The sequence below is a fragment of the Reinekea sp. G2M2-21 genome, assembly GCF_015687175.1.
Classification (GTDB): Bacteria; Pseudomonadota; Gammaproteobacteria; order Pseudomonadales; family Natronospirillaceae; genus Reinekea.
On record NZ_JADPQG010000001.1, the window covers coordinates 1328207 to 1340582 of the forward strand.

Sequence of the window (12376 nt, forward strand, 5' to 3'; positions counted from 1 at the left end):
ATCCGTAATTTGTGCTGGCGCATCACCTTTTACTGAGTTATTTTGATAGTCAAACCTATTTGCTGACGCTATTTAGGTCCCTCTGGGTGCTGTTTTTATGGGGCTCCAGACGTAACCTTCACACACCAAAAAATAAGAAGAAATATGAAGGACACTATCTTAATTGACCGCCCTACCCCCGGGTTGGCCAGGGTAAAGCTTAACCGAATGGAGTCGGGAAATGCCTACGACGACGAGATGGTTTGTACCCTGATTACCGCGTTTGATGACCTTGCTGAAGATGAATCGCTGAAGTTGGTCTGGCTGACAGCTCAAGGAGATAATTTCTGTAAAGGTCCTGATCCTTATTGGCAAAAACAGCGATTGTCTTCTGGACGTGCTGAGCACCAGCAAGATGCGGAACAACTCGCCAGACTCTTTCATACACTCTACCAGTTTCCGATCCCGATATTAGCGACTGTACGTGGTCAAGCGAATGCAGCAGCAGTTGGTGTGCTGTGTTGCTGTGATATCGTGTTGGCTTGCGAACGCAGCAGTTTCACAATCACCGAAACGCAATATGGTCAGGTACCGGCGTTACAGAGCCCCTATTTGGTGAAGACTTTGGGAGAGCGAGCAGCGCGCTACTATGCGCTCAGCTCTGAAACCATGGATGCCTATACCGCGACTCGGCTTGGGTTGGTCAGTAAAATTGTGCCGAAAAATGAGCTAGACGCGATAGCCGACATGCAAATTCAGAAAATCCTGAATCGCAGAGCGCTATCGCTCCGTCAAACCAAAGCGATGATTGGGCTGGCGGCCAACGAAGTATTTGATGAATCGCTGGTGGATACGCTGATTGACTGCTCTACCGACATTCGGGTTTCTCAATCCCATCATCTGAGCAAGCTCAATGTTTGAGCACGCTCAGTAGGGCCGACGTTTTTACTAGGACTCTTGTTCCAGGGCTGCTGCCAGGAAGGGAATCAACTGTTGCATTACTTCTTCAACACTCGATTTTTTGCCAATGTCTGAATACGCCATATTTCGCAGCACTTCGATACTGGACATAGTAAATACTGCAGCACCTATAGCGAAGTGGATACGCCAGAAAATCTCTTCGCTTGATAAACCTGGGTGCGCCTGCTTCAAGTAACCAATAAATCGGCTGTAGGTATGGGCATAGTTTTCATTGAGAAATCGCCGCAGGTGGCCTTGTGCCTGAGTGTAGGCTAAGCCCAATAATCGCATAAAAACAGATAACTTATTGTAGGCATCATTGCTTTCAACACCGGTGAGCATTGTTTTTGCCAGAACACCCAAAACATCCTGAAAGTTCGGATCTGTTTTCTGTGCAATCACTAAATCGAGTTCTTTATCCAATTTCTGTGTGAAGGGTGTTAAAAAGCGTGCAAATATGGCTTGTATCAGATCCTTCTTTGATCCGAAATGGTAATTGACCGCGGCCAAATTAACCTTTGCGCGTGTCGTTATCATCCTCAATGATGTTTCAGCAAACCCCTTCTCCGCAAACAGCTGCTCGGCCGAATCGAGAATACGGGTGACGGTATCGGCTTGACTCATAGACAGACTTCTCATTTCAAACGATCGTTTTAAACGTAGAGAATAGGGTTTTTATCAACAACTTGCAGCATTTTTTTGATTATACGGTTGAATTCAGAACAGACTCGCCACATGCTGATAGCATTTCGACCATTTAGTGAGCTATTCGACTAAGACTCGCGTAAATTGTTACGATTAACGCTTGTTTTCGTGCGCGCATTTCAACAGACTGGTGCCTGCACTCTTGAAAATATGCAAAAATCTCATATTAAAGAGTAACGACAATTAGAATGGAGGTGGCTCAATGGCCCAATTTGATCAAGTAACCGCAACTCGCCAAGAGTCCGCGCTGGCAACTAATAAGGTACTTCGAAATACCTATATGTTGCTATCCATGACGTTGGTATTCAGCGCAATTACAGCCTTGCTGTCTATGGCACTTGGCTTGCCCCAGGGTGCTTCACTTCTCATGACACTGGGCGCAGTCGCTATTGTTTGGTTTGTCTTACCCCGTACTTACAATAAAAGCTCCGGCATTGTTTGGACCTTCGTTTTTGCAGGTTTTATGGGCGCAGGATTAGGACCTATTCTTGCGTACTATGCGGCAATTAATCCATCTATCATTGTTCAGGCCTTTGCTGGCACCGCCATTGTCACTTTTGGTTTGTCTTTTTATGCACTGACAACCCGTAAGGACTTCAGCTTTTTAGGCGGTTTCCTGATGGTCGGTTTGATCGTTATTTTAATGGCTTCGCTGGCGAACATCTTTTTCGCAATTCCGGCACTCAGTATTGCCATTTCAGCGGGTGCCGTATTGGTGTTCTCTTTGCTAATTTTATTTGATACTAGCCGTATCATTAATGGCGGTGAAACCAACTATATCCGCGCTACTGTGAGTCTCTACCTGGACATCTACAACCTGTTTGTTCATTTATTGCATCTGGTTGCTGTTTTGACGGGCGACGACTGATCCGCGCTCAGCCAAAAAGCCGCACAAGCGGCTTTTTTTGTGCCTGCAAAGTAAGAAAGCATTACACTATGCAGCAAATAATGACAGGTTGGTGAAATGAAGTTCCAGATTAATGTCTATGGGACGCCGTGGTCGGGTAATTCAGCATTCGATGCTTGCGACTTTATTACGGAAGCGATTGCGGCCGGACATACGGTTCAGCGGGTATTTTTCTTTTTCGATGGCGTTTACCACGGCTTAACCTCGCAAGCGCCTGCATCAGATGAACCCGATGTGCTGAACGCCTGGAAAACCATTGCGGATAACCACGTTGAATTATTACTGTGCATCGCAGCGTCCGCCAACAGAGGGCTGCTGAATAAAACCGAAGCCGAACGTTATGACAAAGATATCGCAACGGTCGACGATATATTTCAAGTGACGGGCCTCGGTCAATGGGCCAGTGGCTTTCACGATTGTGACCGTATGATCGAGTTTAGATAACGACCATGAGCTTTCATCTGATTATTGTAAAACAGGCACCTTATCAAGGTCGTTCCAGCCATGAAATTGTCGAGGCAATAATGAGTCTCGCCCTTTTTGACGTGGAACATCGAATCGTTTTCTTTGAATCTGGATTAACCTGGTTAATAAAAAACCAGGATCCGGCCGTGCAAAAGTCATTGGAGAAGCAGTTAAACGCCCTGCCCATTTATGGGTGCGATGACATCTATTATTGCGTTGATCATCGAGCACATATAGTAGGCAATGCCGAGTTAAACGACATTGCAGACCCGGTCACGGCTGATCAACTGGGTCAATGGATGCGCGCGGCAAAACAAGTCGAGGTTTTTTAATTATGGTGATAACCCTGACGCAGGCGCTTACCGAATTGGAAAAAACTTTTTTACTCCGCAGCCTCACTAAGGCAGACGCTATTTTAGTGAATGCGTTGACTGCCCCCATGGCACTGACCGCGCCTGTACTTCCGGTTGCGTCTTATGTGCGGCAATCGGATCTCGCGAAACTGGGTGGCCAGTGCCATGATGGTTGGATCTCAATTAACGATGCTGAGTGGGTCGAACTGACGTGTCAGCACGACAAAGTAATTACGTGGTAACCATGACTTTTCAAACCGATAATCTGGGTTTTCTAGCCAACGCTAAAGACTGGACACCTGATTGGGCACAAAGCATTGCAAACACGCACGGTTTGCAATGGGAATCATTGGATGAGCAAATAGTTGAAGCACTGCGGCAGTTCTATTTTGAATACGATTTGTCGCCTGCGATGCGCCCGCTGGTTAAACACATTAAAAATACGTTAGGAGAGCCCTACGGCAGCAGCATTTGGCTGATGCAACGCTATGGTGAGAGCCCAGCACGTATGCTTGCTCTGTTAGCAGGACTCCCAAAACCAAAGAATTGCTTATGAATACAACACTGGAAATGCCCCTTATTATCCGTGCCCTCGGTCGTGGAAAAAAAGGTTCAAGAAGTTTGACCGAAGCAGAAGCTCAATTCGCGATGTCCGCTATTTTAAACCGAACCATTACCGGCCCACAGCTGGGTGCACTTTTAATGCTCATGCGGGTAAAAGAAGAAACAGCGGAAGAAATCTGTGGGATGGTACAAGCCTGCGAACAACAGTCTTTCGATTCAATCAAAGTCCGCTCAGATGTCAATTGGCCTGCGTACGCAGGTAAAAAGAAACAACCTTCCTGGTATGTGTTGGCTGCGAAATTGTTGGCGCAAAATGGCATTCGCGTTTTAATGCATGGTGGTGGTGAACATACGGCGGGAAGGCAATATGCACGTGAAGTCTGTGCTGCGCTGAATTTACCTTTGGCTGAGTCGTTGGCCGAAGCTCTGACCCAATTGGAAATTGCTCATTTCAGTTATATCAGTCTGGACCGTTTTCATCCGGTTTTATCTGAACTGATCGATATGAAAAGCGAGCTGGGATTGCGCTCACCTGTGAACACACTCGTACGGCATTTAAATCCACTGCACGCAAAAGTCACCTTACAGGGAATGTTTCATCCAGCCTATCTATCCTTGCATCATGACTCTGCTTTTCTACTTAAACAGCGCCACAATATTGTATTGAAAGGTGATGGTGGCGAGTTTGAAGTTCGTCCCGACAGTGAATGCAAAATAGCGTTGACTCAACCAACAAAGGGTTTAGACGAGAATTTCCCCGCCGTGCTGAGCACTCGCTCAATCAGACCAGAAGCTGTTTCTTTGGAGCCATTGGTGCAATTGTGGGAAGGACAAAGTGACAATGAATACGGCACAGCCGCGGTTATTCAAACCGCAGCCTTAGTATTAACCCAATGCCAGGATCTGTCACTTTCCGAAGCTCAGGAAACAGTGACGTCCTGGTGGACTAACCGTTAAACCAGTTAAGTTTTTCGTGCAGCGACACTACTTCACCAACAATAGTTAAGGTTGGCGCTTGTGGTTTTTCGCGCAGGACTATGTCAGGCATGGTTTCCAACGTTCCTATAAATACTTTTTGTTCGGGCGTTGTGCCTTTCTGGATTAAGGCAATCGGGGTCTGCGCATCTCGACCATGTGCGACAAGTTGTTCGCAAATCGTACTGATCCCGTTTAAACCCATGTAGAAAACCAATGTTTGAGCGGTAGACACCAAATCTTGCCAGGGTAAGTTTGCCGAACCGTCTTTTAAGTGGCCTGTCACAAACCGAACGGACTGCGCGTAGTCGCGATGTGTCAGCGGTATCCCGGAATAGGAAGCACAGCCGGAAGCTGCTGTAATACCGGGAACCACTTGAAACGGGATGGCATTCTCCGCCAATAAATCTATTTCTTCACCACCGCGACCAAAGATGAAAGGATCGCCACCTTTCAATCTAAGGACACGCTTGCCCTGCTTCGCCAGATCAACTAAAAGTTGATTGATTTGCTCTTGAGGCAAGGCGTGATTTGATCGACGCTTACCAACATAGATGCGGTCTGCATCACGACGCACCAGTTCCATAATCGCATCAGACACTAATGCATCATGCACCACCACATCGGCCTGTTGCATCAATCGTAATGCTTTAAACGTCAATAAGTCTGGATCACCCGGTCCAGCGCCAACCAGGTAAACTTCACCTAAGGTTCGTAAATCCGGATTGTTCAGAGCGGTTAACAATGACGTCTCAGCAGCATCCATTCGGCCGGCGTAGACATGTTCCGCGGTCACTCCGTTAAGTGTTTTCTCCCAAAAACGCAAACGATCATCCGCTTGACTCAACGTCTGTTTGACTTGCTCCCTGAATTTCGACGCCAGTTGTGCCAGGTGTCCGAAACTGGCTGGGATAGTGCTTTCCAGTTTTGCCCTGACTGTTCTTGCCAGAACCGGTGCCCGACCACTTGAGGTGATGGCGATCAGTAACGGATTCCGATCAACTATCGATGGAAATATAACATTGCATAAATCCGGAGAATCGACCACATTGACCAACAAGCGTTGTTTTTTCGCCAGCACGCTAACCTGCTCATTAAATGCCCTGTCGTCCGTTGCAACGACCACTAAAACGACATCGTGAAGATCGCTTTCTGCAAATGCTCTTTGTTCACAGACACAGCTTTGCTTATTCCGTATTTCCGGCAATATAGACTTTGCCACCACCCGGATACTTGCCCCACTCTTTTCCAAAAGGGTTATCTTGCGCAAAGCGATTTTACCACCACCAATAACAAGTACTGGCTGCTGAGCGAGTTGATGAAAAAGCGGGAAATAGTCCACTTTTACTCTCCATTATTTAGATATAAAAAACCCCGCACTTTGCGGGGTAAGCTGATCTTAAACGTAAGGTATAAAGTCGACCCCACCCATGTAGCTTTGCAATACTGTTGGAATTTTTAAGCCGGTTTCGGTTTGATAGTTTTCCAGCACGGCAACCAAAGTCCGACCGACGGCTAACCCGGACCCATTTAACGTGTGCACCAATTCAGGCTTATTGGTCTCCGGATTACGATAACGAGCCTGCATACGACGAGATTGATAATCCGTCATGTTTGAACAGGATGATATTTCCCGATACGTATTTTGCGCCGGCAACCAAACTTCCAGATCATAAGTTTTAGCCGACCCGATACTCATATCGCCACCACATAACACGACCTTGCGATAGGGTAACTCAAGTTTTTGCAGAATCGCTTCGGCGTGTCCAGTCAGTTCTTCCAGTGCCTCAAACGAGCGCTCGGGTTCGACTATCTGAACCAGTTCAACTTTTTCAAACTGATGCTGACGGATCATTCCGCGTACATCGCGTCCGTAAGAACCTGCTTCGGAACGGAAACAAGGTGTGTGAGCCGCCATTTTTACCGGTAATTCACTGGCGTTTAAGATATTGCCACGGACGATATTGGTCAGCGGAACTTCTGCGGTTGGAATCAGATAATACTCTTGATCAAAGTCTAACTTGAACAGGTCTTCGCCAAATTTAGGTAACTGGCCTGTGCCAAACAGAGAATCCTTATTGACCATGAACGGGACGGCCATCTCGAGGTAACCATGCTCGTTGGTTTGTACATCCAACATCCACTGTGTCAGGGCACGGTGCAGCTTCGCCACTTTGCCACGCATGACAGCGAAACGACTGCCGGTTAACTTGGCAGCAGTCTCAAAATCCAGACCATCGAGAGCCGCACCAACATCAACGTGATCTTTAACGGCAAAATCAAACTGGCCAGGTGATCCCCACTTAGTCACTTCTACATTATCATTTTCATCCGCGCCAGCGGGTACTGAAGCATCAGGAAGATTCGGAATTGAATACAGCAAGTCATCCAACTTGGCTTGAATGTCTTTCAGTTCCTCTTCTTTCTGGCCAAGCGTCTGGGCTATTTTTTCCAACGTCTCGGCCACTTTTGCTTTGGCTTCTTCGGCTGACAAACCTTGGCGCACGTAATCGCCAATCGCTTTAGATGCTTTTTTGCGTTCCGCCTGCAGTTCCTCAGTTTCTACCTGCAAGGACTTTCGACTCGACTCCAATGACTGAAAGGACTCAATGTTTAATTTGAACCCCTTAACGGTTAGTTTTTGAGCAATGGAGTCGATATCTTGTCTAAGCTGCTTTATATCCAGCATCTTGATTTAGTCCTTACGATTAAAAAATGAGTTTACCTAACCCGAATCCAACGCTGACGGCGATTAAACACACGAGTACAGAAGCTACCATATATACCAATGCCAGTGTTATGTAGCTATCGTGCAGTAATTGCATGGATTCCAGCGCGAACGTCGAAAAGGTTGTAAAAGCACCCAAAAAACCGACTGTCACGAAACTTCGCCAACTTCCGGGTACTAAAGGGTATTTTATGGTGAAAAGTACAAATGCCAAGCCCATTATGAAGCTGCCGACCACATTCACGGTAAAAGTACCCCAATAAAAGTGGCTACTGTGCCATTTGTTAATCCAAGTCACGGTGGCAAATCGGGCCATGGCCCCTAGCCCACCTCCTAAACCTATAATCAGCCAATGCCAAATGGTTAACGGTGCGCCCATCATCTACTCCTTTTCTCTGGCTTGCTGGTCTAATGCTTTTAAATAGTCGAGCTTTTTCAGAATCTTACTTTCCAAACCGCGGTCAACTGGCTGATAAAATGCTCTTTCACGAAGTTCTTCAGGTAAATAATGTTCACCGGCTGCATAGGCATTGGGCTCATCGTGTGCGTAGCGATAGTCTGCCCCATAATCGAGGTTTTTCATCAATTGCGTTGGGGCGTTTCTCAAATGCAGGGGTACCTCAGCACTGCTGTTGTGCTGTACATAGGCCATCATTTCGTTAAACGCTTTGTAAACTGCATTGGATTTCGGCGCACTTGCCAAGTAAACGGCTGCTTGCGCGAGCGCTAATTCTCCTTCCGGGGAGCCCAGTCTGGTCTGGCTGTCCCAGGCATTCAGAGCTAAGGTCAGTGCGCGGGGGTCAGCATTACCGATGTCCTCAGACGCAATGCGGACGATCCGACGCGCCAGATACAGAGGGTCTATTCCTCCATCCAACATACGACATAGCCAATACAACGCACCATCTGGTGAAGACCCTCGAACGCTTTTGTGGAAGGCTGATATTTGATCGTAGAAGTTCTCGCCGCCTTTATCGAAACGTCTTGGTTGCGCTTGCAGTAATTTGCTGATGGCTTGTTTGGAAACCTGAGTATTCTCGTCAAAATAATCCAACGCGATTTCCAGCATATTCAGAAATCGGCGGGCGTCTCCGTCAGCGTATTGGGAAAGCAATGTCAGGCTTTCATCGTTAAGCTGTAGCTGAGAAAGTCGAGCATCTTTTTCTTTCGCCCGCTGCCAAAGCTCCTTCAAGTCTTCCTCAGAAAACGACTTTAAGACGTAAACCCGCGCACGAGATAACAATGCCGAGTTTAATTCAAAACTGGGATTTTCTGTTGTGGCGCCAATAAAGATGAACGTACCATTTTCGACGTACGGTAAAAACGCATCTTGTTGGGCTTTGTTAAAACGATGAACCTCGTCTACGAAGAGAATGGTCTTTTCGCCATAGGCCTGCGCTTGCTTGGCTTTTTCTGCGGCCAGTTTAATATCTTTCACACCCGCTTGCACTGCGGACAGCTCCTCAAAACGTGCGTCAACTGTGTGCGAAATGATTTTAGCCAGGGTTGTTTTACCAACACCTGGTGGTCCCCAAAATATCATGGAGTGTATGTTTTTTTGCTCCAGAGCCTTACGCAGTGGCTTATCGTTTCCCAGAATATGAGATTGCCCAACGTAACCGCGCAAGTCATCGGGTCTGAGAATTTCTGCGAGGGGCCGGTAGGCGGTGCCCTTTGAAAATAAATCCGTCATGGTCACATTTGTGGAAACAAATCTGTTCCCGGTGGCGGCACAAATTCAAACTGTTCGCTGCTGATGGTTTGTCCAGTTTTAACATTCGCAAATGTAATGATTGTTTCCTGATTCAAACTGTCCAAAATTCTGATTTCGGAAATCAGTCTGTCGGAGAACAACAGCATGAGTTCTTTAAAATTGGTTTCCTCACTGATCGGGTATAGCTTATAGCCGGTGAGGTCATCAGTTTTAACTTCAATAATGTCGTACTGCCCGGTTAAAGCTTCACGTGGCTGAACCAGAATCATAGCCGGAGATTGCTGTACATTTTCAGATAAGGGTTGATAAGTCGCCTGTTCCAAATCTGGGTCAAAAACCCAAAGTGTTTCGCCGTCTGAAATAACCTGCTGTTCATAAGGTTTTTTTACAGTCCAGTTAAAGCGCATTGGCTTGCTTATGCTCATGGTTCCTGACGTTACATCAACGTTTGCGGATGTTTCTTTGTAGGTTTTTTGCACAAAGTCGGCAGTCAGGTTATCGGCGTTATCCAGTAGTTCAATTAATCTCTCTCGTTCTGGTGCATCCGCCAGGGCAAACGAAGTCGCAATACACAACAGAATGCTCAATAAAATTCTATTCACAGTAGGTTCCTTGTTACATCGGTGGAGGTGGCGGAGCTAAGACTTCTCGCGCGCCATTGTGACCAGGTGGACTGACGATGCCAGCTGCCTCCATGGTTTCAACCAACCGTGCAGCGCGGTTATAACCAATACGTAATTTACGCTGCACAGAAGAGATGGATGCTTTACGTGTTTGTGTGACAAACTCAACCGCTTGATCAAATAAAGCATCGGATTCAGGATCATCACCGTCGGAGTCAAAGCCTGCCATGCCTGGGACATCAGCGTCTCCCCCACTGGTGATTTCTTCAAGATAGTCGGGCGCACCACGTTTTTTCCAGTCAGCGACGATAGCGTGAACTTCGTCATCGTCTACAAAGGCTCCGTGAACACGCACCGGTAAACTGGTCCCTGGTGGCATGTACAACATGTCACCATGGCCCAATAACTGTTCTGCTCCGCCCTGATCCAAAATAGTTCTGGAATCAATTTTGGAAGACACCTGAAAGGCTATTCGGGTCGGAATGTTGGCTTTAATCAAGCCGGTAATGACATCGACTGACGGACGTTGTGTAGCCAAAATCAGGTGTATGCCTGCGGCACGAGCTTTTTGTGCAATACGCGCGATCAACTCCTCTACTTTCTTACCGACGATCATCATCATGTCGGCAAACTCATCAATCACAACGACAATGTAAGGTAACGGTTCTAAAGTTGGCGCTGGTGCACCAGGCTCAAGCGACTGAAGCGGGTCATAAAGCGGATCAACAATGGGTTCGCCATTGCGAATGGCGTCAGTGACTTTTTTGTTGAAGCCACCGATATTCCGCACACCCACAGATGCCAGCAATTTATAGCGACGCTCCATTTCAGCCACACACCAACGCAAACCGCCAGCGGCTTCTTTCATGTCGGTTATGACGGGTGTTAACAGATGAGGTATGCCTTCGTAAACCGATAGTTCGAGCATTTTCGGGTCGACGAGGATTAACCGTACCTCCTCGGGTGTCGCCTTAAACAACAGGCTGCACAGCATGGAGTTTACGCCGACGGACTTACCGGATCCGGTCGTTCCCGCAACCAGCAAGTGGGGCATTTTAGCCAGGTCAGCAACGACAGGCGTCCCACCAATGTCATGGCCTAAACCCATAGTTAAAACGCTCTTACTCTTATCGTAGATGCTGGACCCTAAGACATCGCTCAACCTGACCATGGCGCGCTGCTCATTCGGAATTTCAATACCGACCGTGGTTTTACCGGGAATAATCTCTACGACACGAACACTGACGAGCGCCATAGAACGAGCCAGATCTTTGGCCAGATTTGAAATTTTCGAAACTTTAACGCCGGCTGCCGGTTGAATTTCAAAACGTGTAATCACTGGACCCGGGGCGACTTCGGTTACTTCTGCCTGCACACCAAAATCTTTCAGTTTGATCTCTAATAATCGCGACATGGCTTCCAGAGCTTCAGCTGAATAACCTCCTACCGCGTCGTTGGTTGAAGGAGTTAACAGGTCAATAGCCGGCAAAGTGCCAGACACTTCTGCATCGTCAAACAACGATTTCTGTTTTTCCTTAACAACACGTTCACTGACAATGGCTTCTTTTTTAGCCAGCGGTTTAATCTGTAAGGGTTTGCGCTTTGCCTGTTTTTCCAATTGGACTTCAAGGTTTTGTTTGCGTTGTTCAACAACGCGTTTTACTTCGGCGTCCTCGTCCGCTTTTTTGCGATATTGGCGCCATTTCGAAGTCAAATGAGCAAAGATGGAAAACACCGCTTCACCAATACGATCTACAACTACAAGCCAGGAGATGTGGGCAGCTAATGTTAAAGAGAGAAACCAGAGGAAAATGAGAATCAGCGTACTTCCCATGATGCCGAAAATCGGGAAAAACCACTCTGAGACGGATATGCCGAGATAACCGCCTGCAGATCCGGCTTGGTCACTGGCAAGGTGAACGGTGGCCAATGCACAGCCGACTGTCAGGAAAACGACCCAACCAATGGTTCTAATTAGCGTTATCAGTGGATTCCACTGTTCTGCACTTTTCCGGCCCTTAAAGACAACCCATGCCCGGTAAAAAGCAATGATAGGCAGTGAATAGGCAAATATACCAATCAGGGCAAACAGGAACGATGAAACCCAAGCGCCTGCGCTGCCTGCCAAATTGGATATTTGTGCCTGAGAGTCGACATAAGCCCAGCCAGGGTCCTTGGCGTTGTAGGTCAGCAAGGCCAAGGACAGGAATAACCCGATCGCCAGTGAAAAAATCCAGACAGCATCGTGGAAAAAGCGTGTTTTGATCTCCGCTAAACGGTCATCTTGTTGGTACGCTTTAAATCGTTCGGCCAAAAAATCACCTTACATCAGTCGTCATTTTAAAAAAGTGGGCTTAAGATACCATATTTGGGCAGCCAACTTATTGAATTAATAACACTTTT

General features: G+C 47.1%; 14 protein-coding genes. 7 read left to right on the top strand and 7 right to left on the bottom strand.

Annotated features, from left to right (window positions below):
- Window positions 1-144: 144 nt before the first annotated feature.
- A complete protein-coding gene (locus IYN85_RS06115) occupies window positions 145-900 on the top strand; it encodes an enoyl-CoA hydratase-related protein (RefSeq protein WP_196157932.1) in 756 nt (251 codons plus the stop codon).
- A gap of 27 nt (window positions 901-927) precedes the next feature.
- On the opposite strand, the gene IYN85_RS06120 is transcribed toward IYN85_RS06115, so the two are convergent.
- The gene (locus tag IYN85_RS06120; RefSeq protein WP_196157933.1) at window positions 928-1563 is read right to left on the bottom strand and encodes a TetR/AcrR family transcriptional regulator; all 636 of its coding nucleotides are present in this window, start codon (window positions 1561-1563) and stop codon (window positions 928-930) included.
- Between the two features lie 283 nt (window positions 1564-1846).
- Between IYN85_RS06120 and IYN85_RS06125 the strand changes: the two genes are divergently transcribed.
- From IYN85_RS06125 to IYN85_RS06150, 6 genes are all read left to right on the top strand, one after another.
- Window positions 1847-2512, top strand: a complete 666-nt coding sequence (locus IYN85_RS06125) for a Bax inhibitor-1/YccA family protein (protein ID WP_196157934.1) — start codon at window positions 1847-1849, stop codon at window positions 2510-2512.
- Between the two features lie 96 nt (window positions 2513-2608).
- On the top strand, window positions 2609-2995 hold the full coding sequence (tusD, locus tag IYN85_RS06130) for a sulfurtransferase complex subunit TusD (protein WP_196157935.1): 387 nt from the start codon (window positions 2609-2611) through the stop codon (window positions 2993-2995).
- A gap of 5 nt (window positions 2996-3000) precedes the next feature.
- Window positions 3001-3348 carry a DsrE family protein gene (locus IYN85_RS06135; RefSeq protein WP_196157936.1) on the top strand — a complete coding sequence of 116 codons (348 nt, stop codon included), beginning with the start codon at window positions 3001-3003 and terminating at the stop codon, window positions 3346-3348.
- A 2-nt stretch (window positions 3349-3350) separates the two neighbouring features.
- Window positions 3351-3611, top strand: coding sequence for a hypothetical protein (locus IYN85_RS06140; RefSeq protein ID WP_196157937.1), 261 nt, complete (start codon window positions 3351-3353; stop codon window positions 3609-3611).
- 2 nt (window positions 3612-3613) lie between these two features.
- Window positions 3614-3925 (top strand): TusE/DsrC/DsvC family sulfur relay protein, encoded by a 312-nt coding sequence (locus IYN85_RS06145; RefSeq protein WP_196157938.1) that lies wholly within the window; start codon window positions 3614-3616, stop codon window positions 3923-3925.
- Window positions 3922-4890, top strand: coding sequence for a glycosyl transferase family protein (locus tag IYN85_RS06150; RefSeq protein WP_196157939.1), 969 nt, complete (start codon window positions 3922-3924; stop codon window positions 4888-4890). The genes IYN85_RS06145 and IYN85_RS06150 overlap by 4 nt, the downstream gene beginning before the upstream one ends.
- Here IYN85_RS06150 and cysG read toward each other — a convergent pair.
- From cysG to IYN85_RS06180, 6 genes are read right to left on the bottom strand one after another with little or no spacing between them, the layout of a single operon-like run.
- Window positions 4880-6250 (bottom strand): siroheme synthase CysG, encoded by a 1371-nt coding sequence (gene cysG, locus IYN85_RS06155; RefSeq protein ID WP_196157940.1) that lies wholly within the window; start codon window positions 6248-6250, stop codon window positions 4880-4882. The genes IYN85_RS06150 and cysG overlap by 11 nt on opposite strands.
- A gap of 57 nt (window positions 6251-6307) precedes the next feature.
- Complete coding sequence (gene serS, locus IYN85_RS06160; RefSeq protein WP_196157941.1) at window positions 6308-7597, bottom strand: serine--tRNA ligase; 1290 nt, start codon at window positions 7595-7597, stop codon at window positions 6308-6310.
- Window positions 7598-7616: 19 nt separating this feature from the next.
- Window positions 7617-8015 carry a fluoride efflux transporter CrcB gene (crcB, locus tag IYN85_RS06165; protein WP_230390493.1) on the bottom strand — a complete coding sequence of 133 codons (399 nt, stop codon included), beginning with the start codon at window positions 8013-8015 and terminating at the stop codon, window positions 7617-7619.
- Between the two features lie 3 nt (window positions 8016-8018).
- On the bottom strand, window positions 8019-9329 hold the full coding sequence (locus IYN85_RS06170; RefSeq protein WP_196157943.1) for a replication-associated recombination protein A: 1311 nt from the start codon (window positions 9327-9329) through the stop codon (window positions 8019-8021).
- Window positions 9330-9331: 2 nt separating this feature from the next.
- Window positions 9332-9952, bottom strand: a complete 621-nt coding sequence (lolA, locus tag IYN85_RS06175) for an outer membrane lipoprotein chaperone LolA (RefSeq protein WP_196157944.1) — start codon at window positions 9950-9952, stop codon at window positions 9332-9334.
- 13 nt (window positions 9953-9965) lie between these two features.
- Complete coding sequence (locus IYN85_RS06180; RefSeq protein ID WP_196157945.1) at window positions 9966-12287, bottom strand: DNA translocase FtsK; 2322 nt, start codon at window positions 12285-12287, stop codon at window positions 9966-9968.
- Window positions 12288-12376 lie beyond the last annotated feature (89 nt).

Coding starts and splice junctions, on each gene's coding strand:
- IYN85_RS06115 (WP_196157932.1), top strand. CDS start 145: ATGAAGGACACTATCTTAATTGACCGCCCTACCCCCGGGTTGGCCAGG.
- IYN85_RS06120 (WP_196157933.1), bottom strand. CDS start 1,563: ATGAGTCAAGCCGATACCGTCACCCGTATTCTCGATTCGGCCGAGCAG.
- IYN85_RS06125 (WP_196157934.1), top strand. CDS start 1,847: ATGGCCCAATTTGATCAAGTAACCGCAACTCGCCAAGAGTCCGCGCTG.
- tusD (WP_196157935.1), top strand. CDS start 2,609: ATGAAGTTCCAGATTAATGTCTATGGGACGCCGTGGTCGGGTAATTCA.
- IYN85_RS06135 (WP_196157936.1), top strand. CDS start 3,001: ATGAGCTTTCATCTGATTATTGTAAAACAGGCACCTTATCAAGGTCGT.
- IYN85_RS06140 (WP_196157937.1), top strand. CDS start 3,351: ATGGTGATAACCCTGACGCAGGCGCTTACCGAATTGGAAAAAACTTTT.
- IYN85_RS06145 (WP_196157938.1), top strand. CDS start 3,614: ATGACTTTTCAAACCGATAATCTGGGTTTTCTAGCCAACGCTAAAGAC.
- IYN85_RS06150 (WP_196157939.1), top strand. CDS start 3,922: ATGAATACAACACTGGAAATGCCCCTTATTATCCGTGCCCTCGGTCGT.
- serS (WP_196157941.1), bottom strand. CDS start 7,597: ATGCTGGATATAAAGCAGCTTAGACAAGATATCGACTCCATTGCTCAA.
- crcB (WP_230390493.1), bottom strand. CDS start 8,015: ATGGGCGCACCGTTAACCATTTGGCATTGGCTGATTATAGGTTTAGGA.
- IYN85_RS06170 (WP_196157943.1), bottom strand. CDS start 9,329: ATGACGGATTTATTTTCAAAGGGCACCGCCTACCGGCCCCTCGCAGAA.